This window comes from Mycobacterium sp. NGS54, assembly GCF_059812465.1.
Map to the genome: position 1 here is coordinate 18715 of NZ_JCALCS010000004.1, position 25235 is coordinate 43949.

General features: G+C 66.8%; 23 protein-coding genes, 1 tRNA gene and 2 pseudogenes. 15 read left to right on the top strand and 11 right to left on the bottom strand.

From position 1 onward, the window contains the following. Positions 1-115: 115 nt before the first annotated feature. Positions 116-871, bottom strand: a complete 756-nt coding sequence (locus AC5Y5E_RS12485; protein WP_499903328.1) for a DUF2182 domain-containing protein — start codon at positions 869-871, stop codon at positions 116-118. A 116-nt stretch (positions 872-987) separates the two neighbouring features. Between AC5Y5E_RS12485 and csoR the strand changes: the two genes are divergently transcribed. The 5 genes and pseudogenes from csoR (at position 988) to AC5Y5E_RS12510 (ending at position 5074) form a co-directional block, all read left to right on the top strand. After that, positions 988-1347, top strand: a complete 360-nt coding sequence (gene csoR, locus AC5Y5E_RS12490; protein WP_499903329.1) for a copper-sensing transcriptional repressor CsoR — start codon at positions 988-990, stop codon at positions 1345-1347. Positions 1348-1433: 86 nt separating this feature from the next. After that, entirely contained in the window at positions 1434-1724 is a 291-nt protein-coding gene (locus AC5Y5E_RS12495; protein WP_499903902.1) for a DUF1490 family protein, read from the top strand. A 55-nt stretch (positions 1725-1779) separates the two neighbouring features. Then, positions 1780-4077 (top strand): annotated as a pseudogene (locus tag AC5Y5E_RS12500) (copper-translocating P-type ATPase); the annotation flags it as partial. A gap of 104 nt (positions 4078-4181) precedes the next feature. Next, positions 4182-4424: an SHOCT domain-containing protein gene (locus AC5Y5E_RS12505; RefSeq protein ID WP_499903330.1), complete on the top strand. Its 243-nt coding sequence runs from the start codon at positions 4182-4184 to the stop codon at positions 4422-4424. 71 nt (positions 4425-4495) lie between these two features. Next, positions 4496-5074: a hypothetical protein gene (locus AC5Y5E_RS12510; RefSeq protein ID WP_499903331.1), complete on the top strand. Its 579-nt coding sequence runs from the start codon at positions 4496-4498 to the stop codon at positions 5072-5074. A gap of 10 nt (positions 5075-5084) precedes the next feature. Here AC5Y5E_RS12510 and AC5Y5E_RS12515 read toward each other — a convergent pair whose 3' ends face one another. From AC5Y5E_RS12515 to AC5Y5E_RS12525, 3 genes are all read right to left on the bottom strand, one after another. Then, positions 5085-6698, bottom strand: a complete 1614-nt coding sequence (locus AC5Y5E_RS12515; RefSeq protein WP_499903332.1) for an esterase-like activity of phytase family protein — start codon at positions 6696-6698, stop codon at positions 5085-5087. A gap of 19 nt (positions 6699-6717) precedes the next feature. Then, a complete protein-coding gene (locus AC5Y5E_RS12520; protein WP_499903333.1) occupies positions 6718-7488 on the bottom strand; it encodes a hypothetical protein in 771 nt (256 codons plus the stop codon). A gap of 68 nt (positions 7489-7556) precedes the next feature. After that, entirely contained in the window at positions 7557-8369 is an 813-nt protein-coding gene (locus AC5Y5E_RS12525) for a methyltransferase domain-containing protein (RefSeq protein ID WP_499903334.1), read from the bottom strand. A 187-nt stretch (positions 8370-8556) separates the two neighbouring features. Here AC5Y5E_RS12525 and AC5Y5E_RS12530 point away from each other — a divergent pair, with 187 nt between their 5' ends. After that, on the top strand, positions 8557-8919 hold the full coding sequence (locus AC5Y5E_RS12530) for a DUF732 domain-containing protein (RefSeq protein ID WP_499903335.1): 363 nt from the start codon (positions 8557-8559) through the stop codon (positions 8917-8919). A 236-nt stretch (positions 8920-9155) separates the two neighbouring features. On the opposite strand, the gene AC5Y5E_RS12535 is transcribed toward AC5Y5E_RS12530, so the two are convergent. From AC5Y5E_RS12535 to AC5Y5E_RS12560, 6 genes and pseudogenes are all read right to left on the bottom strand, one after another. Continuing rightward, entirely contained in the window at positions 9156-9824 is a 669-nt protein-coding gene (locus AC5Y5E_RS12535; RefSeq protein ID WP_499903336.1) for a DinB family protein, read from the bottom strand. Further along, positions 9772-10257 carry an ArsI/CadI family heavy metal resistance metalloenzyme gene (locus AC5Y5E_RS12540; RefSeq protein ID WP_499903337.1) on the bottom strand — a complete coding sequence of 162 codons (486 nt, stop codon included), beginning with the start codon at positions 10255-10257 and terminating at the stop codon, positions 9772-9774. The genes AC5Y5E_RS12535 and AC5Y5E_RS12540 overlap by 53 nt, the downstream gene beginning before the upstream one ends. A 24-nt stretch (positions 10258-10281) precedes the next feature. After that, positions 10282-11794: pseudogene (gene arsB, locus AC5Y5E_RS12545) on the bottom strand (ACR3 family arsenite efflux transporter). Then, positions 11791-12159, bottom strand: a complete 369-nt coding sequence (locus AC5Y5E_RS12550; protein ID WP_499903338.1) for an ArsR/SmtB family transcription factor — start codon at positions 12157-12159, stop codon at positions 11791-11793. Before AC5Y5E_RS12550 ends, arsB begins: the two are co-directional and overlap by 4 nt. 68 nt (positions 12160-12227) lie before the next feature. Next, positions 12228-12857 carry a hypothetical protein gene (locus AC5Y5E_RS12555; RefSeq protein WP_499903339.1) on the bottom strand — a complete coding sequence of 210 codons (630 nt, stop codon included), beginning with the start codon at positions 12855-12857 and terminating at the stop codon, positions 12228-12230. Between the two features lie 298 nt (positions 12858-13155). Beyond that, positions 13156-13232, bottom strand: a tRNA-Leu gene (locus AC5Y5E_RS12560). A gap of 358 nt (positions 13233-13590) precedes the next feature. Here AC5Y5E_RS12560 and AC5Y5E_RS12565 point away from each other — a divergent pair. From AC5Y5E_RS12565 to AC5Y5E_RS12580, 4 genes are all read left to right on the top strand, one after another. After that, the gene (locus tag AC5Y5E_RS12565) at positions 13591-14448 is read left to right on the top strand and encodes a PE/PPE C-terminal domain-containing protein (protein WP_499903340.1); all 858 of its coding nucleotides are present in this window, start codon (positions 13591-13593) and stop codon (positions 14446-14448) included. 60 nt (positions 14449-14508) lie between these two features. Next, a complete protein-coding gene (locus AC5Y5E_RS12570) occupies positions 14509-15693 on the top strand; it encodes a PPE family protein (protein WP_499903341.1) in 1185 nt (394 codons plus the stop codon). 125 nt (positions 15694-15818) lie between these two features. Further along, positions 15819-16115 (top strand): WXG100 family type VII secretion target, encoded by a 297-nt coding sequence (locus AC5Y5E_RS12575; RefSeq protein ID WP_066914021.1) that lies wholly within the window; start codon positions 15819-15821, stop codon positions 16113-16115. Between the two features lie 29 nt (positions 16116-16144). Continuing rightward, a complete protein-coding gene (locus tag AC5Y5E_RS12580; RefSeq protein WP_499903342.1) occupies positions 16145-16429 on the top strand; it encodes a WXG100 family type VII secretion target in 285 nt (94 codons plus the stop codon). 63 nt (positions 16430-16492) lie between these two features. On the opposite strand, the gene AC5Y5E_RS12585 is transcribed toward AC5Y5E_RS12580, so the two are convergent. Next, positions 16493-17809 (bottom strand): PPE family protein, SVP subgroup, encoded by a 1317-nt coding sequence (locus AC5Y5E_RS12585; protein WP_499903343.1) that lies wholly within the window; start codon positions 17807-17809, stop codon positions 16493-16495. Positions 17810-18513: 704 nt separating this feature from the next. Between AC5Y5E_RS12585 and AC5Y5E_RS12590 the strand changes: the two genes are divergently transcribed. The 5 genes from AC5Y5E_RS12590 to kdpB all read left to right on the top strand — a co-directional run bounded on the left by AC5Y5E_RS12590 (position 18514) and on the right by kdpB (position 25235). After that, positions 18514-19287, top strand: a complete 774-nt coding sequence (locus AC5Y5E_RS12590) for a response regulator transcription factor (protein ID WP_499903344.1) — start codon at positions 18514-18516, stop codon at positions 19285-19287. Next, positions 19284-20813 (top strand): sensor histidine kinase, encoded by a 1530-nt coding sequence (locus AC5Y5E_RS12595; protein WP_499903345.1) that lies wholly within the window; start codon positions 19284-19286, stop codon positions 20811-20813. Before AC5Y5E_RS12590 ends, AC5Y5E_RS12595 begins: the two co-directional genes overlap by 4 nt. Before the next feature lie 500 nt (positions 20814-21313). Continuing rightward, a complete protein-coding gene (gene kdpF / locus AC5Y5E_RS12600; RefSeq protein ID WP_156764638.1) occupies positions 21314-21403 on the top strand; it encodes a K(+)-transporting ATPase subunit F in 90 nt (29 codons plus the stop codon). Beyond that, the gene (gene kdpA / locus AC5Y5E_RS12605; protein ID WP_499903346.1) at positions 21403-23073 is read left to right on the top strand and encodes a potassium-transporting ATPase subunit KdpA; all 1671 of its coding nucleotides are present in this window, start codon (positions 21403-21405) and stop codon (positions 23071-23073) included. The genes kdpF and kdpA overlap by 1 nt, the downstream gene beginning before the upstream one ends. Further along, positions 23073-25235, top strand: coding sequence for a potassium-transporting ATPase subunit KdpB (gene kdpB, locus AC5Y5E_RS12610; RefSeq protein ID WP_499903347.1), 2163 nt, complete (start codon positions 23073-23075; stop codon positions 25233-25235). The genes kdpA and kdpB overlap by 1 nt, the downstream gene beginning before the upstream one ends.

Here is a 25235-nt window from a genome sequence, read left to right on the forward strand (position 1 = left end):
GCCGCAACGGCTCCGCCGGAACCAACGTATCCGAGCCGCGCCACCGACCGGGCGGGCGCAGGTCGCTGATGGTTTGGCGGCGCCGATCGCGTATCGAGCCAGCCTTCGAGTTGCCTTATGAGATGAGGTGGGTGACGAACACGGGGTGCACCATTAACGCGACACCGAGGACAACCAGCGTCGCCGCCGTCAGACGGCGTAGCTGATCGCCGAACGGGGCGATCTTTTCCAACCAGATGACCACCGACAGTGCCAACATCCACCCCAATTGCATTGTGCCAAAGGCGATCAGCAACACCATCAGCATCCAACAGGAACCGAGACAGTAGATGCCGTAGCGCCCTCCGGCGAGCAGTGCCCCCGAACGGCGGTGGGCATGTTCGCCCGACGCGCCGGACACGAACATCGGGCCGCGGCAGTGGTGCAGGCATGTCGACTTGAACCGCGTGAGCTGATGCAGCCCGGCGAGCACCGCGACCGCGCCGGCCACCCGACCCACCCACGGGCAGCTGTGCAGGACCGGGTTCAGCCGGTTCGACACCACGAACGCCGGCACGCCCACGACACTCCACACGGCCAGGTAGCCCGCGACGAAGAGGACCGCCGCAACGGCGTTACCTGCGGCGGCGCGAGCGTAGCGACCGACGACGGGCAGTACCGCGGGAAGCATCATCGCCGCCATCATCGCCACCCACGCGACGAGGAATGCGGCCAACGGCATCGTGGATTGGGTGTCCATCGGCATTCGGTCGCCGCGCATGCCCGCCGCACTGACCATCGACCACCACCAGCCCAGACCGGCCAAAACCAGCAGCAATGCCGGCAACCAAATTTCAGTCCACGACCGCCCATGTCCCTCGCCGTTGTCCACTTAAGCCGCTCCCTTCGATTGACGCCAAAATGCGATTGGTGGCCAAGCTACCCCACCCCGGGTGGGGTGGGGTATGATGAGCCGTGTCCGACATTGACAGGAGTTCTGGGGCAGTTATGGACGAAGATTTGACGGCCAAAAAGCACGCGGCGCTCAACCGGCTCAAGACGGTTCGGGGTCACCTCGACGGGATCATCCGGATGCTGGAGTCCGACGCGTATTGCGTGGACGTGATGAAGCAGATCTCGGCCGTGCAGTCCTCGTTGGAGCGCGCGAACCGGGTGATGTTGCACAACCACCTGGAGACGTGTTTTTCATCGGCGGTGCTCGATGGTCGTGGCCAAGCGGCCATCGAGGAATTGATCGATGCCGTCAAGTTCACTCCGGCGCTGACCGGCCCGCAGGCCGTGCTGGGCGGGGATGCGGTGGGCGAACCCGCCGACAAAGAACCGGCGGCGGCGGGCCGCCGGGGGTAAAGACCGCCACGATTTTCTTCGCGGGCGATGGGCTGTGGAACGCCCGGTATAGAGGGCAAACGAAATGAAAGAGAGCGTTGAAGATGTTGGCGTTGCATGGATTTATGGCCAAGGCGGTACCCACCGTGGTGACCGGAGCGGTGGGCGTTGCGGCCTACGAGGTGTTGCGTAAGGGGGCGGCCAAAGTTCCGTTGCGCACGGCAACCGTCACTCTCACCGCCTGGGGAATGCGCGTTGCCCGCGAGGCCGAGCGCAAGGCGGGCGTGAGCGCCGAGCGGGCCCGGCTAACCGCTGCCGACGTGGTGGCCGAGGCCAAAGAGCGCATCGGCGAAGACGTCGCCCCCGTAGGGGCGTCAGGCAAATCCGATGACCACTGACGTTCTTTCTGAGTGCGATGTTGCGCTGACACTCGTCTCCGACGCATCAGGACGGATGCGTGTGCACGCCAGCGGGTTTCGATTCGACACGGTTCGGGCCGTTGCGATCGAGGACCGGGTCGCCCAGGTAGCCGGCGTGCGCGCGGTGTATGCCTACCCGCGCACGGAATCGGTGGTGATTTTGTATTCGCCCGAAAACCACGACCCCGCAGCCGTTTTGACGGCAATAGCCGAAGCTCGGCACGTCCCCGCAGAATCGGTCCCCGCCCGAGCACCGCACTCGGCTGAGGTCCGCGACACGGGCGCGGTGCGGAGATTCGGCGGCGCGATCCGGCACCTGCTCGGTCGTTCGCCGGACGGCGACGAGCCGGCCGACACCGGCGGTGGCTGCCACGCGGGGCAGACCGCCTGCGGCCAGGTCTCAACGCGCGAGGACAACAGGCGCCAACGCCGGACATGGCTGCGGCGCCTGTGGTTGGCCCTGCCGTTGGGGCTGGTGACATCGGGCGTGACGATGTTTTTCGGCGCCTATCCGTGGGCGGGATGGCTCGCCTTCGGGGCGACGTTACCGGTGCAATTCGTGGCCGGGTGGCCGTTCCTCAAGGGCGCGGTGCAGCAGGCGCGGGCGCTGACCGCCAACATGGACACCCTGATCGCACTGGGCACGCTGACCGCTTTCTTCTACTCCACCTATGAGTTAATCGTCGGCGGACCACTGTTTTTCGACACCGCGGCTTTGATCATCGCGTTCGTGGTGCTGGGCCGCTATTTCGAGGCCCGGGCAACCGGCAAGGCGTCCGAGGCGATCAGCAAACTGCTGGAGATGGGCGCCAAGGAAGCCTGCCTCCTGGTGGACGGCGAGGAGCTGCTTGTCCCGGTCGAGCAGGTGCAGGTCGGAGACCTGGTGCGGGTGCGCCCGGGAGAGAAGATTCCGGTGGACGGTCAGGTGGTCGACGGACGCGCCGCCGTCGACGAGTCGATGCTGACCGGCGAGTCGGTCCCGATCGAGAAGACGCCGGGTGACCATGTCGCCGGCGCAACGGTCAACGTCGACGGCGTGCTGACAGTGCGCGCGACCGCCGTTGGCGCGGACACCGCGCTGGCCCAGATCGTCCGCCTGGTCGAGCAAGCACAGGGCGGCAAAGCCCCCGTGCAACGCTTGGCCGACCGCGTCTCGGCGGTGTTCGTGCCGGCCGTCGTCGGGGTTGCCGTCGCGACGTTCGCCGGCTGGACGCTGCTCGCAGCCAACCCGATCGCCGGCATGACCGCCGCGGTCGCGGTGCTCATAATCGCGTGCCCATGTGCATTGGGCCTCGCGACCCCCACCGCGATCACGGTCGGCACCGGCCGGGGTGCGGACATGGGGATCTTGGTCAAAGGCGGTGAGGTGCTGGAGGCCTCCAAGAAGATCGACACCGTGGTGTTCGACAAGACCGGCACCCTCACCCGCGCCCAGATGCGGCTCACCGATGTGATTCCCGGAAAGAGGCGACAACCGGACACGGTGCTGCGGCTCGCCGCGGCGGTCGAGTCGGGCTCCGAACACCCGATCGGCGCCGCGATCGTCGCCGGTGCACGCGAACGGGAATTGCAGATACCCGACGCCACGTCGTTCGCCAATCTCGCCGGACACGGAGTGCGGGCCGAAATCGAGGGCCACCCCATAGTCGTCGGACGGCGCAAGCTCATCGACGAACACGGTCTCGACATGCCCGACCACCTTGGCGCGGCGGCCGCGGAGCTCGAAGAGCTAGGCCGCACCGCGGTATTCGTCGGCCGCGACGGCCAGGTCATCGGTGTGCTCGCGGTCGCCGACACGGTCAAAGACGACGCGGCCGATGTCGTCGCGGCGCTGCACGCTATGGGGCTGAAGGTCGCCATGATCACGGGCGACAACGCCCGCACGGCCGCCGCGATCGCGCAGCAGGTCGGGATCGACCAAGTGCTCGCCGAGGTGTTACCCGAAGACAAGGTAACGGCAATCCGGAAGCTGCAGGACGAGGGCCGCGTGGTCGCGATGGTCGGCGATGGCGTCAACGACGCGCCGGCGCTAGTGCAGGCCGATCTCGGCATTGCGATCGGCACCGGTACCGACGTGGCCATCGAGGCCTCTGACATCACGCTGATGTCGGGTCGGCTCGACGGGGTCGTGCAGGCGATCGAGCTGTCGAGGCAGACGCTGCGCACCATCTACCAGAACCTCGGCTGGGCGTTCGGCTACAACACCGCCGCAATTCCCCTTGCCGCACTCGGCTTGCTCAATCCGATCATCGCCGGCGCCGCGATGGGGTTCTCGTCGGTCAGCGTCGTGACCAACTCCCTGCGGCTGCGCCGCTTCGGCCGCAACACCAGACCGCACAATAACCAGGAAAGGGAAAAAGCGGTGACACCGACGACGGATTTGGTTGCGGCAGAGAGTAACAACGCATTCGTCGGCGGGGTCCGGGAGGCAGTGCGATGAAGACATGGTTCGGTGGAGACGGCTGGGGCTGGCGCACCGCGATGGTCAATGCGCCGGCGATGGCGCTGTTGTGGGGTGCCTTCCTTACCGCCGTAGTCCTTGCGTTGCGCTCCGGGTTCACGCGGTATAGCCATCCGGTGGCCCCGATGGGGACCGGCGCCGCTGCGGGTGGGGGCCTATCGGGCGCTCCCACCGCCCGCGGCGAAACCGACGACGACTTCTATCGGCGGTTGATGTAACTGCGCAGGAGGCCTTGGGCACCAGCCTGATTCAGGCCGAGACGGTATCGCGCTGACCAGGAGGTCATCACATGACGAAATACACACGGCGCGCAACGCTCGCCGCGCTCGGCGCCGGCGCTGTCATGGGTATCGGGTACGCCCTGCGGGGAACCCTCGGCATACCTACGCTGCGCATCCGCCTGACCGACGGCGGGATGATGGGCGCCAGTCCGGCGGACATGAGCCTCTACATGGAGATGTTCAACCGACATAACGAGATCACCCGCACCGTCGAGGAGATCCCCGGCGGCGTGCGCACCACCACCCAGTCGAACGCACCTGATCTCGCCGCCCAACTCCATGCACACGTCTCAAGCATGTACTCCCACCTCGACCAGGGCTCCGAAGTCATGTGCATGAGCCAAAGCCTGCCAACGCTATTCCGCAACGCCGGAGGTTACCGGCGCCAGTTGACCTTCACACCAACTGGCATCATTGCCGAGGAAACCTCGGACGATCCCGCCCTGACCGAGGCCATCCGCGCCCACGCCCGCGAAGTGACGGGGTTTGTGCGCGACGGAATGCCCGCAATGATGCGGGGCATGATGGGCGGTCCCGGGGGAATGATGGGTCCCGGCGGCATGATGGGGCCGGGCACGCGACCATAGGCGCGGCTCCTTAGCCGACCTTGATGGGCACCGTGACGGACTCCGTCGCGGCCGGCAGCCTGGTGGTGTCGACCACCAGGATCTCGCCGCTGTCCTGAGTGCCATTGGGCAGCGTCTTGGGCCTGAGTTGAAACGGCGGGGTGGCGGCCGGCCCACCGACTAGCCCGGCGATCCCAAAGTCGCTGTCGTTGGCCAGGATCAGCGTGTTACCGCCATCCCGGCTGATGAGCCCCTCGACATGGTCGTGCCCGAAGAAATCCCCGTTCGGGGACAGCGAACGCACCAGGCCCCCGAGATCGAGCTTCAGCGTCTTGGAGGGGAGGGTGATTCCGGCACCCCTGAGTTTGCCGGTGGCCGCCGCGTCGGTGATCACCCCGACGAACGTCTCGATCGGGACGCCGTCGATCAGCAGGCCGCCGCCGTCGGCCCGATAGGTCGCTCCCGGCGCCGTCGAACGCGGTCCGACGTCGGTGGCCCCGGAGATGTCGGCCGCGTAGACCTTCTTGTTGCCGTCGGGCTGCGGCCGGTCGTCACGTTCGTCGACCAGAAACATCGTCGCGCTGACGGCGGTGATCTCCGATACCGCGACCTTCGTGTGCTGCGGATCGGCCAGCGGATAGAGGTACTCGTGCACGTCGCCGCGGTTGGCGAGGTTGATGGTCACGATGCGGGCGATCGGAACGGATCTGGCCGAACCGGCCAGGCCCGGCGTGTTCAGGGCCGACTGCATGATGCCCACCAGCGTTCGGCCATCGGGGGTGATGGTCAGCCCCTCCATCCCCCGATTCGGGCCGCGCAGCGCCAGCTCGCCGGGCAGCGTGCCGTCATACGGCGAAAGGCGTTCCAGTTCTTTGCCGTTGGCGTCGAAGTGGACGACGAACGGGCCGTACTCGTCGGACACCCAGAACGTGCCGTCGGGCATGGCGACCAGGCCTTCGCTGTCCAGGCCGTGATCCGACGCCGGCAACCGATTGCCGTTGAGGTCGACGAGTGACTCGCCGGTGGACGCCCGCGGGTCGATGACGCCGACGAGCGGCGCGCCGTCCTTTCCGGTCAGCGTGATGATCTGCTCCAGCGACGCGACACCGTCGCGGAGTTTGAGCTTGGCGATCTGGGGATGGAAAGTCGGTATGGGAAGCACCTTTTCGCCGGTGGTGCGCCCGCCGACGTTCGGGCCGCGATCGGACAGGCCGTAGATTTCGTCGGCGCTGCCGGGCACCGCGGCGATCGCGGAGCCGTGCGCGTTGGCCTGCACGGCGACCTCGCCGACGATGAGCAGCGGCGTTTCGTCCTCGGCATACAGCCGCACGGCGTGGCTGACGGTGACCGGAAGCTGATCGGTTCCGGTGAACCCGGCGTCCGGGGTGTAGATCATCGCCCCGAACGCGCCGTAGGCGATGGTGCCGTGCGCGGGCTTGCCGAACGCCACCGGTGTGACGCCGCTGGTGGCGGTCAACAGCTGGCCCGGGGAGATGGTCAGGACCGTCCCGGCGCGGGTGGTCAGTTCCTTGAGCGGCGGCACCGACAGCGGGGGCGGGGGGTCCGACGCGCAGGCCGCCACCGCGAGCAACACCGTGCCCGCGGCCAGCCACGCACACGACGCCGTCCGGCGAGTGGATGCCATGAAGCCGATTTTGGCGCGTCTAACGCCGCTTATCGCGCACTTTGTAGGTAGAAGGCCACGACTTTCGCGATTCGTCGCCGGTCAGGGGGGTTCCCATCCCCCCGACCTTGACGTTGTAGGCCTCCTTGCCGGGGCCGACCTCGCGGTTGGCGTGTTCCTGGGCCAGGTAGTACAGCTCGTCGATGGTGGCTTCGTCGTAGGCGACGAACGAGGTCTCCCGTGCGACGTCGTCGATTCCCGCCAGCATCCGGTCGGCCAGCACCCGCGACGCCAGCGCCGCCAGTCCCAGCAGCGCGAACGGGATGATCCAGTAGCCGACGTAGGACAACGGGGCCGGGTCCTGCAGGCCGGCGTTGCGGTCGACGATCGGCGGGATCGCCGACGACACCGTCATGCCGGCGAACGCGGCGATCCAGATCCCGGACAGCACCCGTACCAGCCGGCCGAACAGCTCCGTCTTGACGACGTCAGCGGGCTGTTCGGCGGCGGCGAACTGCAACACGAACGACCGGCCGGCCAGCAGGCCAACGAGCGCAACCGCGAGGATCCCGGCGTTGCTCAACGGCAGCAGCCACCGCTGACCAAACGCGTCACCAAGCGCAAGGGTCAGGATCGTCAGCACCAAAAACGTTGCGACCGTGCCGATCTGGAAGGGTTTGCCGCCGGGGACGCCGACCGCGAAGGCCGCGACCGCGATCGCCAGCGCGACCAGCGCGGCGGCGGCGAACGGGACGTTGCCGACCAGCACCCAGTAAACGACCCACGGCGCAAAACCAGAGAGCATGCCCACGAGGGGCCAGTTTATGAGTGACGCTTTCGGGTGGCGTCGGCGGCAAGGCCGGGCAGGGCCGGGCGCCGCTACGCCCGGCACAGGATTTCGCCGTGCGGGATGGACAGCCAGCCGTCCGGGGCCGCCGCCCACGCCCGCCACGCCTGCGCAATCTCCTCGAGTTGGGCGGGCGTCGCCAGCCCCAGGTGCAACAGCTCGCGGGCCACACCGGAGTTAAGGATCCGGTCCGCCCACATCCCGCCCCACCAGTCGCGGGTCGCGGGCGTCGCGTAGCACCAGACGCTGCCCGTCGGTGTGATGTCGTCGAAGCCGGCCGCCAACGCCCACGACAGCAGCCGGCGGCCCGCATCCGGTTCGCCGCGGTTGGCGCGGGCCGCCCGTCGATACAGATCCCGCCAAAGATCCAGCGCGGGAAGCTCTGGGAACCAGGCGAACCCCGCGTAGTCGGTGTCGCGTGCCGCCACGAGTCCGCCCGGCCGGCAGACCCGGCGCATCTCCCGCAGCGCCCGCACCGGATCGGCAACGTGCTGCAGCACCTGGTGCGCGTGGACCACGTCGAACGCGTTGTCGGGGAAATCGAGTCGGTGCACGTCGGCGCGGGCGAACGTGACGTTGGACAGGTTGCGCCGAACGATCTCGGCGCGGGCCATGTCGAGAACGTCAGCGAACAGGTCGACGGCAAGCACCGTTCCGGGCGCCACCAGCTCGGCCAGGTCGGCGGTGATCGTCCCGGGCCCGCAGCCGATGTCGAGCACCGACGAACCCGGCTTCAGATGGGGCAGCAGATAGCCCGCGCAGTCCACCGCGGTGCGCTCGTGCTGACCACTCGGCACAGGACCCCGCTGCCCGTGGGGTTTGATAACCGGACTTTCGTCGTCCATTGTGCGTCCCTTGCTCTGGCGCGTCCTCAGCATGAGAGCCTATGCGCGAGCGAGACTCGGCGACGCCCCGGTTAATTTGGAGGGGCCGCGATTGCGCGCTTTCGCTATTGTTCTCTTCGTATTTGTGCTGCTTCGGAACCCGCGCATTACTGGCGGCCTGACTAACGCCAAGAAAGAAGGGGATCCAATGCCCTCATCTCGCTTGCTGGCCGCATTGGCCCTCCCCATCATGGCCGCCGCTGCCCTGCTTGGTAGCGCCGCGACCGCGGGTGCCACCACCCCCCAAGACGACGCGTACCTCGCGCAGCTGCACGCCGTCGGCCTCTCCTGGCCGCCGCAGACCGAAGAGGCGCTGATCGGTGAGGCGCACCTGATCTGCTACGACCTCACGTGGGGTTGGACGCCCCAACAAATCGCCGACGACGTCCACGCCCACTTGAACGCGAGGGGCGTGACGCTGTTGGACGTCGGAACCATGGTCAACGCCGCACACTCGACCTATTGCCCGGGGAATGTGTGCGACGCCCCCACCCTTTGCACCGGGATTTGACCCGTCCCTCGCATATCATCGGGATGCCGACACCACGGGACGAGAAGCCTCAACCTTCTCGGGGACCATTTTGCGACAGCGACGTGCGTCTTTCCGGTTCGACATGCGACTCCGATGAGGCATGTCGTTCGTGGTTCGAAAGCGACGTCATCCGTGGGTAGAGGATCGCCGGACCGAGCCATCGAGTAACGAAGCGGCGCAGTGCGATTCCGTCGCGCCGCTCCTGGACTCGCCGCTCAATTGGTCGTCGGCGTTAGCCCCTTGACGGAGAGTTGTCGGCGGTGGTGGTCATAGTGCCGGCCTGGGTAGCGGTACACATCGGCCAGCGTCATCGACTCGTGAAAGTACGGGTCCCAGCGCGTCGGGAAATACATGGCCCGGCGAAGGGCAGTTTCGTCTCGGGCGGCGAGTGTGCGTTGTAGCGCGTCGATGACGCGATCCATCTTCGCTCCCATACGTGTGCGGTTGTAAACGAGCACCGCGAGGCACGTTCCGAAGTAGTTGATCCGATGAAATAGCGGTGTCGCTGCGTTGAGCATCCGAGCGAACCCACGGCTGAACGGGCGCGGTGATCGGCCAAGTATCGCGACCAGTACCAGCAGTCGTTGCACAACCATGTAGCCGAAAACCATGTGGAACAATAGTTGCTCGTTGGTCCACCGTGTCCCGGACGTTCGCTCGGACCACTCCTCGGTCCCGACCACCTGTAGCACGCGATGAAAATCGGCTCGCGTGCGTTCCAGATCGTTGGCGATGGCCGCTATGTCACTGGTCGGTCCTAGCATGGCTCGCCTCATTGCGTTCGACGTATCCGTGTGAGTGAATGATGCGCCCTCGCCTGGTGATTGCTTGTCAGCAGCAGGCCGTGCTGGTGGCAGCCACGTCGGGGGACGTGTCAGCGGCATTGTCGCCGCTGCAAGAGCAGCCGCCTGTTTCCTCGGCAGCGAGCGGCTCGGGGCTGCTGCCGAAGGTTTCCGAATCCGACAAGACGGTGTAGACCTCCCACCGTTCGCCGGCGGGCCCCGTGACCCAGGCCTTGTCCTGCGTGGCGTAGCAACACGTGGTGCCGATTTCCTCCTCGGGCAGCATCCCGCCGCTCGCGAGCCGGCCGATTTCTTGGTGCACCTTCTCGGCCGTTTCGACTTCGACGCCGAGGTGGTTGAGAGTGCCTCCGTGGCCCGGATTTTCCAGCAGCACCAGTTTCAGTGGGGGCTCGGCGATCGCGAAGTTGGCGTAGCCGGGTTTGACCTTGGCCGGTTCGGTGTCGAACAGCTTGGAGTAGAACGAGATTGCCTCGTCGAGGTCGTCGACGTTGAGGGCCAGCTGCACGCGAGACATGATGGTTCCTTCCTTCGGTGCGAATTATGTAGTTGTGGCGTTGGGCAGGAGCTCGGCGACCAGCGACGCGACGCGCTCGGCGATGTCGTCGCGGATCGCCCTCACGGTGGCCAGGGGTTGGCCGGCGGGATCGGCAAGTTTCCAGTCGCGGTAGGACACCCCCGGAAAGTAGGGGCAGGCGTCGCCGCAGCCCATGGTGATCACGACGTCGCTGGTCTGTACCGAGTGGGTGGTCAGGACTTTGGGGGTGGCGGCGGTGACGTCGATGCCGAGTTCGTCCATCGCTGCGACGACGACCGGGTTGATCCGATCGGCGGGTTCTGTTCCGGCGGACCGAACTTCGATGCGATCGCCGGCCGCGCGGCTCAGCAGGGCGGCGGCCATCTGCGAGCGCCCGGCGTTGTGGACGCAGACGAACAACACACTGGGCTTATGGGCCATCGGCCCCGGCCTCTCCCCGCGGCTCCGACCGGAAGACCCGGGAGCGCATCGCCAGGGATACGTAGACGAGCCCAACTAGCACGGGCACTTCGATCAGCGGTCCGACCACGCCGGCCAGGGCTTGACCCGATGCCGCGCCGTAGGTGGCTATCGCCACCGCGATGGCCAGTTCGAAATTGTTGCCGGCGGCGGTGAACGCCAGGGTGGCGGTGCGCGCGTAGCCCAGCCGCAACACGAAGCCGAGGGCGTACCCGCCGGCCCACATGATCGCGAAGTAGGCCAGCAGCGGCACGGCGATGCGCGCGACATCCCATGGCCGGGAGGCGATTTGGTGGCCCTGCAAGGCGAACAGGATGACGATGGTGAACAGCAAGCCGTACAGGGCCCACGGACCGACGCGCGGCAGGAATTTCGTCTCGTACCAGTGGCGACCCTTGGCCCGTTCACCCAGTCGGCGCGACAGGTATCCGGCCAGCAGCGGGATGCCCAGGAAGATGAGCACGGACTTCGCGATCTGCCAGGGGGACACGGCGATTCCGGTTTGCGGCAGGCCCAGCCAGCCCGGCAGCACCGACAGATAGAACCAGCCCAGCGCGGCGAACATGACAACCTGGAACAACGAGTTCAGCGCCACCAGCACCGCCGCGGCCTCGCGGTCCCCGCACGCCAGGTCGTTCCAGATGATGACCATGGCGATGCAGCGGGCCAACCCCACGATGATCAGCCCCGTGCGGTAGGCGGGCAGATCCGCGAGCAGCAGCCACGCCAGCGTGAACATCAGTGCCGGACCGACCAGCCAGTTGAGCGCCAGCGAGGACACCATCAGCTTGCGGTCCGTGGTGACCTCGTCGAGCCGGTCGTAGCGGACCTTGGCCAGCACCGGGTACATCATCACGAGCAGGCCCACCGCGATCGGCAGCGAAATGCCTTGGACCGCAACGGCACTGAGTGCCGACCCGAGGCCGGGAATGAGTCGGCCCAGCAGGAGACCCGCGGCCATCGCAACGCCGATCCACACCGGCAGGAACCGGTCCAGGGTCGAAAGCCGGGTCGCTACCGCCTCCGGGGCCGGCACCGGCGTCGGGGTTGCGGTCACGGCCGACACCCCGGTGTGGCCGTCAAGTCTTCGTCGTCGACGTGCAGGGCCGAAGAAAGCTGCCGCAGCGCAGAGGGAATCACCCAGTAGTAGACCCAGGTGCCCCGCCGCTCGCAGTCCAACAGCCCGGCCGAGCGCAGCAGTTTGAGGTGATGGGAAATCGTCGGCTGGGAGACGTCGAAGGTCGCCGAGATCTCGCACACGCACGCCTCCCCGCCGGGGTGGCTGGCGATGAGGCTCAGCAGCCGCAGGCGCACCGGGTCGCCGAGCGCCTTGAACATCGCCGCCAACTCCGCAGCCTGTGACTCGCCGAGGGCGGCCACGCTCAGCGAAGGGCAACATCCCGCCTCGGCCTGATTTGACATCCTTCTATATAAGCATGCATCGAATCAGGGCGCAACCGTGGCCTGCCGGCGATCGCGTCAGGAGTCGTTCAGCCTCGAATCAGCCTTCGCGCCGCTGTCGCCAACGGCGACGGCGCGATCTTCCACATGGCGTCATCGGCGGGATCCCAGGCGTATCGCGGAGTGAGACCGTCGAGCAAACCGCGCAGCGCGGGAAGCTGCAGCTCGTCCGCGGACCACCGGTAGAGCGCGTCAAGCCTCGGCTGGATGACGCCGATGTCCAATAGGTGGCCGAACCCAAGCTCGGCCGCGACGTAGTTCTCCACGTCGTCGCCGAGCGGATAGCGGTCGGGCAGCACCCGACTTAGCGACAGGAAGATGCCGGTCATTCCGACGCGCGGATCACCCAGCGGGCGGCCCAGCGGCGCAAGCCAACCCAGCGCCAATCGGGGGGCGGACACCAGCGCGTGAGCGAACAACACGCGGAGCAGAACGACATTGAGAAAGAACCGCTCGACGCGGCGCTCAGCGGCCGCCAGTGGCATGTTCGCCAAGTAGCCCGCGACGATGCTGGTGTTGTGGGCGCGGTACCAACTGCGCGCGGTCGGTCGCCGGATGAACTCCAGATGCGCCGCCACGCCGGGGCCAGAGGGCTGCCCCGCGTAACCGAAGGCGAGCGCCCGGGCTTCGGCGGCGTCGCGCAGGAGTCCCTCGTTCATCGCCCGCCACCACGGGCTTCCGGGGGACGGGTCCGTCGGGGGGTTCAACAGGCCCCGCCGAAGTTGCCATCGCATGAATGCCGACGCCGCTCGCCGGTAGGGAAGGTACCCGCGGTCGACGGCCGCTGGGACCCTGTACGTCCGACGCAACAGCGCGAGCCGTCCCATCGGATCATCAAGAACCGACTCGACCGCCGAACGAGCGCGAGCAGCAGCGGTTTCAGCTTGCATATCCCGCCCCTTGCATACCCTCCTCGATTTCGCCTCCGACGGCTCGCAACTGCCCACCGGACCGGTCTGGTGCCCCCAGTCGGACTCGAACCGACACTGGGCGGATTTTAAGTCCGCTGCCTCTGCCAATTGGGCTATGGGGGCCCGGCGGCGAATCTAGCGCGCCGAGCCGCACAACGGGGCGTCGCGACCCACCAAAATCGGCCGAATTAGCGAGATGCGCCCCGGCCCCGCTTGGCCTACGATGCGCGCGCCGCCCGCCAAATGGTGCCGTGCCGGCGCATCCCAGATGACAACGCTATGTCACCCGACAGGACCTTGTTAAAACTGCGCGCGTCGGCGTTAAGAAGCCGTAAACGGCCGTCACCCTAGCCTTTTCCGTCGGGAATGTGGAGTCGTGGCTGGCTAATCTTACGCCCACGCACAGGAGCCATTACGTGAACACACAGGTCGACCCTCCCGCTGGGGGGTCGGCAAGTTCCCTTGACACTAGGAGCAGTAGATGTCGTTTCTGACAACAATTCCTGAAGAGTTGCTGGCCGCGGCAGCACAGCTAGCAGGGATCGGCACTTCACTGACGGCCCAGAACGCGGGCGCCGCGGCGCCGACCACCGCCATCGCTCCGGCCGCCGCCGACCCGGTCTCGGCCCTGCAAGCGGGAATCTTCTCGACGTACGGCACGTACTACCAGCAGCTCGCGGCCGAAGCCCAGGCGATCCAACAGCAGTTCGTGCAGACCCTCGGCCTCAGCTCCGGCACCTACACCGCCACCGAGGCCGCCAACGCCAGTGCAGCGGCCACCCCCTACGACAGCATCGCGACTTTCGAGACAAACCTCGCCACCTTCCTCGGCGGCCCGCTCTACAGCTCGGGTGGAAACCCGCTCAGCCTGTCGGGTAACTCCGCCAACTTCGTCAGCTTCGAGAGCGGCAACTGGGCCTCGGCCATGTCCACCTGCCTCGGCATGGCCGGCGGTGGTCTGCTGGATACTTCTGCCAGCGCGGCCGGTGACGCAGGTGCGGCGGCGGCCGGGGCGGCGGATGTGAACGCGGTGGCGCCGGCCGGGGGCCTCGGCGGCGCAGGCGCCATGACCGCGATGCCGGTCGCAAGCGCCGGCCAGGCGACGATGGTCGGCAAATTGTCGGTGCCGCCAAGCTGGGCCGGTTCGTTTACCCCCGGCGCGGCGCCCGCGACCGCGGTACAGACCGTGGGCTGGACCGGCGCAGCGCCGCAGGCCGGGACCGGGACCATCGTGCCGGGCATGCCCGGCATGGGTGCGGCCGCCCGCAACAGCGCCGGATTCGGTGCGCCGCGTTACGGCGTCAAGCCCATCGTGATGCCGAAGCCGACGGCCGTCTAGCGGCGCCACGCACACTCGCAAGCAAACGGACTTCCAACAAAAGAAACGGGATACAGAAAAATGGTTCTCGATTTTGCAGCTTTGCCCCCTGAGATCAACTCCGCTCTGATGTACGCCGGCGCCGGTTCCGGACCGCTGATGGCCGCAGCGACGGCTTGGAGCAACCTGGCCGCCGAGCTGAGCACCACCGCGACCTCGTGGGATTCGATCGTCGGGACGTTGACCGGCGAGCAGTGGACGGGCGCCGGGTCGGCAGCGGCTGCGGCCGCGGCCCAGCCGTACATTTCCTGGCTGACCACGACCGCCGCGGCGGCCGAGCAAGCGGGCGCTCAGGCTTCGACGGCGGCGGCCGCCTACGAGGCGGCCTTTGCGGGAACGGTGCCTCCGCCGGTGATCGCGGCGAACCGCGCACAGCTGGCCGCGCTGGTGGCGACCAACTTCCTGGGCATCAATACGCCGGCGATCATGGCCACCGAGGCAATGTATGCCGAGATGTGGGTCCAAGACGCGCTCACGATGTACACCTATTCGGCGGCGGCAGCGGCGTCCTCGGTCCTGCAGCCGCTGGCACCGGCGTCACCGACCGCCAGTCCGGCCGCGGCTGCCACCCAAGGCGCGGCGGTTTCCACGGCCTTGGCGTCGGCCCAAGGTAACAGCGCGGCGACAGGGTTGAGCGGCCTGTTGGCAAACTTCGGCACCGAGTCCTTCGGTACCGAGATATGGAACGCGTTCTCGACCGCTTTCCCCGGACCGGCGGCGGTGCTGAACGAGGCGGACGGCCTATTCGGCACGCTGTTCAACTTCAACGGTGTTCAGCAGTTCGGTGTGACCGCGGCTTGGTTCGTCGGCACCGCCATCCCGACGGCGGTGTCGTACGGGCACACGATTGGCGCAATTCCGGGCGTGCCCTGGTCGACCGTCGACGCCGTGGCACCGGCGGCCGGGGCCGCCTCCGTGGCGGAAGGCACCCTGGCGAACAGCGTGGGAGCGGGCATGGCGGAAGCGTCCTCTGTCGGCGGCCTGTCGGTACCGGCCAGCTGGTCTTCGGCCGCCCCGGCGACGTTGGCTTCGTCGACGGCTCCCCTGGAGGGCTCCGGTTGGACCGCGGCCGCCGAGGCCGAGCCCGTAGCGGCGATGCCCGGCATGCCCGGCATGGCGGGGGCTGCCAAGGGTGCCGCCGCCTACGGCTCCGGCCCGCGCTACGGCTTCAAGCCGATCGTCATGCCCAAGCAGGTTGTCGTCTGACGCGAGGAATAGAAACAGAAAACAGGGAGTACCGCTCCATCGGCTTTCATGCCGCGTAACAGCCAGTTACGACGGCCGACCTGTATCACAAGGCAAGAAATTCATCCAGAAGGAGAAAAGGCAACATGGCAACACGCTTTATGACTGACCCGCATGAGATGCGGGCGATGGCGGGCCGGTTTGAGGTCCACGCGCAGACCGTTGAGGATGAGGCCCGCAAGATGTGGGCGTCGTCGATGAACATCGCCGGTGCGGGCTGGAGTGGCCAGGCGCAGGCGACGTCCTACGACACAATGGGTCAGATGAATCAGGCCTTCCGCAACATCGTGAACATGCTGCACGGTGTGCGCGACGGGCTGATCCGCGACGCGAACAACTACGAGCAGCAAGAGCAGGCCTCGCAGCAAATCCTCGGCAGCTAGCCCCCACACTTTTATTTCAGGAGGAAAACATGACCATCAATTACCAGTTTGGCGATGTGGATGCCCATGGTGCGACGATTCGCGCCCAGGCCGCGTCGTTGGAAGCCGAGCACCAGGCCATCGTTCGCGATGTGCTGGCCGCTGGTGACTTCTGGGGTGGCGCCGGTTCGGTGGCCTGCCAGGAGTTCATCACCCAGTTGGGTCGCAACTTCCAGGTGATCTACGAGCAGGCCAACTCCCACGGCCAGAAGGTGCAAAACGCCGGCAGCAACATGTCCAGCACGGACAGCGCCGTCGGGTCCAGCTGGGCCTGATTCGCAGCTTCAAGGCGGGGCCGCACACCGACCGGTGTGCGGCCCCGTTCTTTGTCTGATGCGCTATCCGGCGACGGGGGACCGCGGAATCAGCGTGGGACGGAACCCGATTCGCTGGACCGCGCCCTCGGACTCCCGCCCGACCATGCCGCCCAGCGGCAATTTGGAGACGCCGGCGGTGGGCGCTGACGCGGGCGCCGCGCCCCACCCGCCCGGCATGGCGTTGGCGTCCAGGGCGGGCAGGGGCGTGACGGATGACACGGCGTCGGCCCACGTCGGCGGCACCGACAAGGTCCCGAGCGAGGGCGCCTGACCCACGCTCGCCGACGCGGCCGCGCCCAGACCCCCGGCAGGCCCGAGGCCTCCCAGACCGCCGAAGACCCCCGGGTCGGCGCCCTCGAGCGAACCCAAGCCCGCGAAATCAAGGCTCAGGCCATACCCGTCGAAACCCATTCCGGCGCCGTCGGTGCCCAACCCCGCACCGTCGCCGCCCAACCCGGCCAGATCCGAGCCCAGGCCGAGCACATCGGTCAGGGCACTTCCGTTCCCGCCCAGCGCAGCCGTGAGGCTCGAGGTCAATCCGGACAGCGCGCTCGCGCCGGTGCTGGCGCCCTTGGTGGCGGTCTTGCCCGTCGCTCCGGTCAGGCTCGACAGCGCGCTGAGCGGGGAGGTAGCCGCCGTAGATCCCAGCGACGCCGCGGTGCCCGCCGCCGCCGGCGACACCCCGGCACCAGACGCGGCACCCGGGGTCGCCAGGTTCTGCAGCGTCTGGGGCACCGAGGACATCAGCTGTGCCGTCGTCGTCTGGGCGTTGCTGCCGGCCTGGGCGCCGGCCTGCGCGGCGACGCCGCCCGGGTTGGTGGTCTGGGGCGGCGAGGTGAACGTCGAAAATGCCGATGCCGCAGCCGAATTGGCGGCGTAGCTGTACATCGCGGTGGCGTCCTGCGCCCACATCTCGCTGTACTCGGCTTCCGTGGCCATGATCGCCGGCGTGTTCTGCCCGAAAATGTTGGTCGCGATCAACGCCATCAGCTGGGCGCGGTTGGCCACGATCAGCGGTGGCGGCACCGTCATGGCGTATGCGGTCTCGAAGGCCGCCGCCGCGGCCGTGGCCTGGGTGGCCGACTGCTCACACTGCGCGGCGGTGGCCGTCATCCACGATATGTAGGGCGTCACCGCGGCGGCCATCGACAGCGACGTCGGTCCCAGCCAGGACTCGTCGGTGAGGCTTGCGACCACCGATTGATACCCGCTGGCGGCATCGGTCAGCTCGGCGGCCAGCGATTCCCAGCCCGCCGAAGCGGTCAACAGGGTTTCGGGCCCCGGCCCCAGATACATCCGACCGGAGTTGATCTCCGGTGGCAGTGCGCCAAAGTCCATCGCCCGTTCCTATCCTTTACTCGAGTTTGCTGGTCCAGTTATGCGAAACTTGCGTCCGGGGCGCCGATGCCGCGGACGGCCGTGGTCAGCGTGAGCACGTCTCCAACGCGGGCCGGCCCCCGCCGCCCGGGGCCGGCTGGGCCCCGCTGCGTATCGACGGACGCGGGGAGATCCCGTCGTTGTCCGTCGGCATCACCCGCCCGACCGAAGCATGACCGGTTACTTCCTGCGGCCCGCGGTGGGCGGCCGGCAAAGCCGAGTGCCCGACAATCGGCAACCGTTGACGAAGCCGGTCTTGACGGAAAGCACGATACTCGTGCTGCGAAACTCATTTAGAGATACCAGCATTCGTAACATCGCGTAACTTTGTGTTAACGAGATTGAGGACGTCTTGGTCCTCGGCCGTCGTACGCGCCCGCCCGGCTCCGACGGCATCCGCTGAAGCGCAGCGCCTTGTGGTCAATGAATTCCATTCGTATCGATGCAATTTGGGGCACTACCGCCCGAAGCCCTTCGCCTCTGCCAGAGCCAACATCCATGCATACCAGTATTTTTGGGTAATCATCTCACCTCAAGCACACTGATGCGACACATATAAAACTCATATTTGAGCTTGGCCTGATGTGAGCAGCGGGACAGGGTTTTATTTGAGAGCTCTATGAGTTCCGTGACAATCAGATGTGCGCTTGGGAGAATGTTGGAACATGACCGTGATGACGGGACAAGCAGGCAGCCAACGGCCACGCCAGGCCATCCTGGGGCAGCTGCCCCGCATTTACCGCGCCGACGGCTCACCGATCCGGGTTTTGCTGGTGGACGACGAGCCCGCGCTGACCAACTTGGTGAAGATGGCGCTGCATTACGAGGGCTGGGTGGTCGACATCGCCCACAACGGCCGCGAGGCCATCGCGAAGTTCGAGAACGTCAATCCCGACGTGCTGGTGCTCGACATCATGCTTCCGGACGTGGACGGCCTGCGGATTCTGCAGCGAATCCGCGAATCCGACGCCTACACCCCCACACTGTTCCTCACCGCCCGTGATTCCGTCATGGACCGCGTCACCGGCCTCACCGCCGGCGCCGACGACTACATGACCAAGCCGTTCAGCCTCGAGGAGCTCGTCGCGCGGCTGCGGGGGTTGTTGCGCCGCTCCACCCAGCAGACCCCGCCGGCGGCCGAGACCCTGAAAATCGGCGACCTACATGTCGACACCGCCAGCCGGGAGGTCACCCGCGGCGGCACCCCGATATCGCTCTCGTCGACCGAGTTCGAATTGCTGCGGTTCCTCATGCGCAACCCCCGCCGCGCGCTGAGCCGCACCGAAATCCTCGACCGCGTCTGGAATTACGACTTCGCCGGGCGAACCAGCATCGTGGATCTGTACATCTCGTACCTGAGGAAGAAGATCGACTCCGGCCGGGACCCCATGATCCATACCGTCCGCGGCGTTGGGTACATGCTGCGACCGCCCGAATGACCGGCGAGCCGAACACCGGATCCAGGGACCTTCCGCGGTGGCTGCCCCACTCCTTGCGCCGCCAATTGCTATTGGGCGTGTTGGCCGTCGTCAGCGTGGTGCTGGTTACGGTCGGCATCGTCTCGGTGCTCAGCCTGCGCGGCTACGTCACCGCGATGAGCGACGCCGACGTCGACCAATCCCTGGACGCACTGACCAACGCGTACACCAGATACCGCAGCGGCGAACATCCTGCGGCGCAAGGGAACACCCAGCCGATCGCGCAGGCCATGCTCGAATTCACTGACCAAACGCCGGGCAATCTCATCGCCGTGCTGCACGACGGCAGGGTGATCGGCTCGGCGGTCTTTTCCGAAGCCGAAGCGCGGCCCGCGCCGCCCGACGTCGTGCGCTCCATGGAAGCGCAGTCCTGGCCCGACGCGCCGCCACGAACCGAGAAGCTGGGCAGCCTCGGTTCGTATCGCGTCGACAGCCGCGTCAGTGGGCCCGACCTCTTGGTCGTCGGCGTATCGCTGGCCCGGGCCGACCAGATCATCGTTCGCAAGCAGCTAACCACCACGGCGCTTGTCGCGGTGGCCCTCACAATCACCGCGGGGCTGACCGTGTGGGTGGTCGGGTCCACCCTGCGCCCCCTGCGCCGGCTCGCCGCGACCGCCGCCGAGGTCGCCGCCATGCCGCTGACCGATGGCGATCACCGAATCAGCGCCAGGGTGCGACCACAGGACACCGACCCGGACAACGAAGTCGGCATCGTCGGGCACACGCTGAACCGGTTGCTGGACAACGTCGATAGCGCGCTGGCGCATCGCGCCGAGTCCGATATGCGGATGCGGCAGTTCATCACCGACGCCAGCCACGAGTTGCGCACCCCGCTGGCGGCGATTCAGGGTTATGCGGAACTGACGCGCCAGGACAGCGAGGCCCTGCCGCCGACCACCGAATACGCGCTGGCGCGCATCGAGTCGGAGGCGCGGCGCATGGCGGTACTCGTCGACGAGCTGCTGCTGCTTTCGCGTCTGGGCGAGGGCCAAGACCTGCAGACCCAGGACGTCGACCTGGCGGACCTCGTCGTCAACGCCGTGAACGACGCGGCGGTCGCGGCGCCGAGCCACTTTTGGGTCAAAGACCTTCCCGACGAGCCGGTTTGGGTTCGTGGCGATCACGCCCGGCTGCACCAACTGGTCAGCAACCTGCTCAGCAACGCCCGCGTGCACACGCCGCCGGGCGTCACGGTGACGACCGGAATCACCTGCCACCGCTTTGGTGCCGAAGCTCCCTATGCGGAACTGACCGTGGCCGACGACGGGCCCGGCATCGACGCCGACCTCGTCCCCCGGCTGTTCGAGCGGTTCGCCCGCGCCGACACGTCGCGGTCCAGCGGCTCGGGCATCGGGCTGGGCCTGGCCATCGTGAGTTCGATCGTCAAGGCCCACCACGGCTCGGTGAGCGCCGAATCCGCCGACGGCCGAACGGTTTTCCGGGTCCGGCTGCCGATGATCGATGACCCGGTGCCGCACGGCCCCTGAATTCAACCGACGGCCTCGGTCCCCGGCGACCCAGGTAGTAGACGGTCAGCAGGATCGAGGCCGCGACAATGGCCTTCAACGCGTCCGGGATCTGCAGCAGTGCGTCAGACATACCTGACCGCCTGGGGGTGCCGTATCACTCGCATGATTCGGGTCTACGCCGCTGCGGCATTCTGAGCACGGATCCAAACGACATTCATACGCGACCCGTTCCGACCTTTGCGCGATATTGATCCACCCCTGGATTCGGGCGTAAAGAAACCGTAAAGGTGCACTACGGCCCCGTTAGGAAAGTGTCAACCAACGGCCCTACCGCATCAGCCCCGCTTAGTTTCAAGCTGACCTTGCCTCCGAGACCCGCGCCGTGGCTGTCTCGATGAGGCCATTACGTGTGCGCAGGACTGGTGGAACGGAGACAAGATGGGCGTGTTGGTCTACGTCTTGGTGACGATCGCGGTGTTCGCCCTGCTCGGGCTGACGCAGAAGCTGGTCGAGCGGCTGTGAGTTACGAAAACGTCGTCGGTTTGGCGCTTTCCGTCATTCTTGCGCTGTATCTCGCAGCCGCCCTGCTGTTCCCGGAGAGGTTCTAGTGAGCACAACAACAGCGGGGATCATCTTCCTCGTCGTCCTCGTCGTGGCACTGGTGGTGGTGCATGTGCCGTTCGGCGACTACATGTATCGCGTCTACACGTCGGAAAAGGACTCCTACGTCGAGCGGGTCATCTACCGGGCGATCGGTGTCGATTCACGCTCGGAGCAGACGTGGGGGGCCTACGCCCGCAGCGTGCTGGCGTTCTCGTCGATCAGCATCCTGTTCCTCTTCGTGTTCCAGCTCGTGCAGGGCAAATTGCCGTTGCACCTGCACGATCCGGCCACCCAGATGACCCCGGGGTTGGCGTGGAACACGGCCGTCAGCTTTACCACGAATACCAACTGGCAGGCGTATTCCGGTGAGTCGACGCAGGGCCATCTGGTGCAGATGGCCGGGCTGGCGGTGCAGAACTTCGTCTCGGCCGCCGTCGGCATGGCGGTGGCGATCGCACTGGTGCGCGGGTTCGCCCGCAAGCGCACCGGCGACCTCGGGAACTTCTGGGTCGACCTGGTGCGCACGGTGCTGCGCATCCTGCTGCCCATTTCGATTGTTGCCGCGATCGTGCTCATTGCGGGTGGTGCGATCCAGAATTTCCATCTGCACGACCAGGTTGCCACCACCCTTGGCGGCGCCCAGCAGACGATCACCGGCGGCCCGGTGGCCAGCCAGGAGGCGATCAAGGAGCTCGGCACCAACGGCGGCGGCTTCTACAACACGAATTCCGCGCACCCGTTCGAGAACCCGACGACGTGGAGCAACTGGCTGGAGATCTTCCTGCTGCTGGTGATCAGCTTCTCGCTGCCACGCACCTTCGGGCGCATGGTGGGCAGCACCAAGCAGGGCTACGCGATCGCCTCGGTGATGGCGACCCTGTACGCGTTCAGCGTGTCCTTCATGATGTGGTTCCAGCTGCAGCACCACGGCACGGTGCCGACGTCGGTCGGCGCGGCCTTCGAAGGCGTCGAGCAGCGGTTCGGCGTCGCCAACTCGGCGGTTTTCGCCGACTCCACGACGCTCACGTCGACCGGCGCCGTCGACTCGTTCCACGACTCCTACACCAGCCTCGGCGGGATGATGGCGCTGTTCAACATGCAGCTCGGTGAGGTCGCTCCCGGCGGCACCGGCTCGGGGCTCTACGGCATGCTGATCCTGGCGGTGATCACCGTTTTCGTTGCCGGACTGATGGTCGGGCGCACCCCGGAATACCTCGGTAAGAAGATCAACCCGCGCGAAATCAAGCTGGCCGCAAGCTATTTCCTGGTCACCCCGCTCATCGTGCTGACCGGGACCGCGATCGCGATGGCGCTGCCCGGCGAGCGCGCCGGCATGCTCAACACCGGCCCGCACGGGCTGTCGGAGGTGCTGTACGCGTTCACCTCCGCCGCGAACAACAACGGGTCGGCGTTCGCCGGGATCAGCGTCAACACCAACTGGTACAACACCGCGCTCGGACTGGCGATGGTCTTCGGGCGGTTCCTGCCGATGGTGCTCGTCCTGGCGCTGGCCGGTTCGCTCGCCAAGCAGGGCCACACGCCCGAATCGGTGGGCACCCTGCCCACCCATCGCCCGCAGTTCGTGGGAATGGTCGCCGGCGTCACGGTGATCCTCGTTGCCCTCACTTTCCTGCCCGTGCTCGCGCTCGGGCCTCTCGCTGAAGGAATCCACTGATGACCGCGACCGCCGTCGATTCGTCCGAGCAGACGCAGCCCGCGACCCCCACAGACAAGAAGCGGGTCCAGGGCGGCTTGCTCGACCCGAAGATGCTGTGGCGCTCGACCCCGGACGCGCTGCGCAAGCTCGACCCGCGCACCCTGTGGCGCAACCCGGTGATGTTCATCGTCGAAATCGGCGCCGCCTGGAGCACCGTGTTGGCGGTCATCAACGAAACCTGGTTCGCGTGGCTGATCGTCGTCTGGCTGTGGCTGACCGTGCTGTTCGCCAATCTCGCGGAGGCGGTGGCCGAAGGCCGCGGCAAGGCCCAGGCGGAGACGCTGCGCCGAGCCAAAACCCAGACCCTGGCCCGGCGCCTCAAGAGCTGGCAACCCGGCGCCCCCGGCGTCGAGGAAGAGGTCGCGGCGCCGTTGTTGCAGCAGGGCGACATCGTCGTCGTCGAGGCCGGCCAGGTGATCCCCGGCGACGGCGACGTCGTGGAAGGAATTGCGTCGGTGGATGAATCGGCGATCACGGGCGAGTCGGCGCCGGTGATCCGCGAGTCCGGCGGCGACCGTTCGGCGGTCACCGGCGGCACCACCGTGCTGAGCGACCGCATCGTCGTGAAGATCACGCAGAAGCCGGGTGAAAGCTTCATCGACCGGATGATCGCGCTCGTCGAGGGCGCCAACCGGCAGAAGACCCCCAACGAGATCGCGCTGAACATCCTGCTGGCCGCGTTGACGGTCATCTTCGTTTTCGCCGTCGCGACCCTGCAGCCGCTGGCGATCTATTCCAAGGCGAACAACCCGGGTGTTCCGGACACCCAGGCGCTCAACGCAAGTGGCGTCACCGGGATCGTGATGGTGTCGCTGTTGGTGTGCCTGATCCCCACCACGATCGGCGCGCTGTTGTCGGCCATCGGCATCGCCGGGATGGACCGGCTGGTACAGCGCAACGTGCTGGCGATGTCCGGGCGCGCGGTGGAGGCCGCCGGCGACGTCAACACGCTGCTGCTCGACAAGACGGGCACCATCACCCTGGGCAACCGCCAGGCCGGCGCATTCGTCCCACTCGACGGCGTCACCAACGAGCACCTCGCCGACGCCGCGCAATTGTCCAGCCTGGCCGACGAAACGCCGGAGGGACGCTCGATCGTCGTGTTCGCCAAGCAACACTTCGGGCTGCGCGAGCGCGCTCCGGGCGAACTCGCGCACGCCCATTGGGTGGAGTTCTCCGCCTCTACGCGAATGTCCGGGGTCGACCTGGACGGGCACCTGCTGCGCAAGGGCGCGGCCAGCTCCGTCGCCGAATGGGTGCGCGGGCAAGGCGGTAAGGTGCCGACGCAGCTCGGTGAGATCGTCGACGGCATCTCCGCCGCCGGCGGCACTCCGCTGGTCGTCGGTGAGTGCGGTGTCGGCATAGCCGACGAAAATGCAAGGGTGCTGGGCGTCATTCACCTCAAGGACGTCGTCAAGCAGGGCATGCGCGAGCGCTTCGACGAGATGCGCAAGATGGGCATCCGCACCGTGATGATCACCGGCGATAACCCGTTGACGGCCAAGGCGATTGCCGACGAGGCGGGTGTCGACGACTTCCTCGCGGAGGCCACCCCGGAGGACAAGCTGGCGCTGATCAAGCGTGAGCAGGAGGGCGGCAAGCTGGTCGCGATGACCGGCGACGGCACCAACGATGCGCCGGCCCTGGCTCAGGCCGACGTCGGCGTGGCGATGAACACCGGAACCTCGGCGGCCAAAGAGGCCGGCAACATGGTCGATCTCGACTCCGACCCGACCAAGCTCATCGAGATCGTCGAGATCGGCAAGCAGCTGCTGATCACCCGCGGCGCGCTCACTACCTTCTCCATCGCCAACGACATCGCGAAGTACTTCGCGATCATCCCCGCCATGTTCGTCGCCCTGTTCCCGGGGCTGGACATGATCAACATCATGCGGCTGCACAGCCCGCAGTCCGCGATCCTGTCCGCGGTGATCTTCAACGCCATCATCATCGTCATGCTGATCCCGCTGTCGCTGCGCGGCGTGCGCTACACGCCGAGCAGCGCGTCAAAGCTGTTGAGCCGCAATCTCTATCTTTACGGGCTCGGCGGCATAGTCGCCCCGTTCATCGGGATCAAGGCGATCGACCTCATCGTCCAATTCGTCCCAGGGATGTCCTGA

What these genes read in the sequence shown, in the direction of transcription:
- AC5Y5E_RS12550 (WP_499903338.1), bottom strand. Translation starts at nt 12,159, where the DNA reads ATGTCAAATCAGGCCGAGGCGGGATGTTGCCCTTCGCTGAGCGTGGCC.
- AC5Y5E_RS12535 (WP_499903336.1), bottom strand. Translation starts at nt 9,824, where the DNA reads ATGCCGCTGACACGTCCCCCGACGTGGCTGCCACCAGCACGGCCTGCT.
- AC5Y5E_RS12510 (WP_499903331.1), top strand. Translation starts at nt 4,496, where the DNA reads ATGACGAAATACACACGGCGCGCAACGCTCGCCGCGCTCGGCGCCGGC.
- AC5Y5E_RS12555 (WP_499903339.1), bottom strand. Translation starts at nt 12,857, where the DNA reads ATGAACGAGGGACTCCTGCGCGACGCCGCCGAAGCCCGGGCGCTCGCC.
- AC5Y5E_RS12580 (WP_499903342.1), top strand. Translation starts at nt 16,145, where the DNA reads ATGACCATCAATTACCAGTTTGGCGATGTGGATGCCCATGGTGCGACG.
- AC5Y5E_RS12525 (WP_499903334.1), bottom strand. Translation starts at nt 8,369, where the DNA reads ATGGACGACGAAAGTCCGGTTATCAAACCCCACGGGCAGCGGGGTCCT.
- AC5Y5E_RS12595 (WP_499903345.1), top strand. Translation starts at nt 19,284, where the DNA reads ATGACCGGCGAGCCGAACACCGGATCCAGGGACCTTCCGCGGTGGCTG.
- AC5Y5E_RS12515 (WP_499903332.1), bottom strand. Translation starts at nt 6,698, where the DNA reads ATGGCATCCACTCGCCGGACGGCGTCGTGTGCGTGGCTGGCCGCGGGC.
- AC5Y5E_RS12585 (WP_499903343.1), bottom strand. Translation starts at nt 17,809, where the DNA reads ATGGACTTTGGCGCACTGCCACCGGAGATCAACTCCGGTCGGATGTAT.
- AC5Y5E_RS12565 (WP_499903340.1), top strand. Translation starts at nt 13,591, where the DNA reads ATGTCGTTTCTGACAACAATTCCTGAAGAGTTGCTGGCCGCGGCAGCA.
- AC5Y5E_RS12505 (WP_499903330.1), top strand. Translation starts at nt 4,182, where the DNA reads ATGAAGACATGGTTCGGTGGAGACGGCTGGGGCTGGCGCACCGCGATG.
- AC5Y5E_RS12540 (WP_499903337.1), bottom strand. Translation starts at nt 10,257, where the DNA reads ATGTCTCGCGTGCAGCTGGCCCTCAACGTCGACGACCTCGACGAGGCA.
- AC5Y5E_RS12590 (WP_499903344.1), top strand. Translation starts at nt 18,514, where the DNA reads ATGACCGTGATGACGGGACAAGCAGGCAGCCAACGGCCACGCCAGGCC.
- csoR (WP_499903329.1), top strand. Translation starts at nt 988, where the DNA reads ATGGACGAAGATTTGACGGCCAAAAAGCACGCGGCGCTCAACCGGCTC.
- AC5Y5E_RS12530 (WP_499903335.1), top strand. Translation starts at nt 8,557, where the DNA reads ATGCCCTCATCTCGCTTGCTGGCCGCATTGGCCCTCCCCATCATGGCC.
- AC5Y5E_RS12575 (WP_066914021.1), top strand. Translation starts at nt 15,819, where the DNA reads ATGGCAACACGCTTTATGACTGACCCGCATGAGATGCGGGCGATGGCG.
- kdpB (WP_499903347.1), top strand. Translation starts at nt 23,073, where the DNA reads ATGACCGCGACCGCCGTCGATTCGTCCGAGCAGACGCAGCCCGCGACC.
- AC5Y5E_RS12570 (WP_499903341.1), top strand. Translation starts at nt 14,509, where the DNA reads ATGGTTCTCGATTTTGCAGCTTTGCCCCCTGAGATCAACTCCGCTCTG.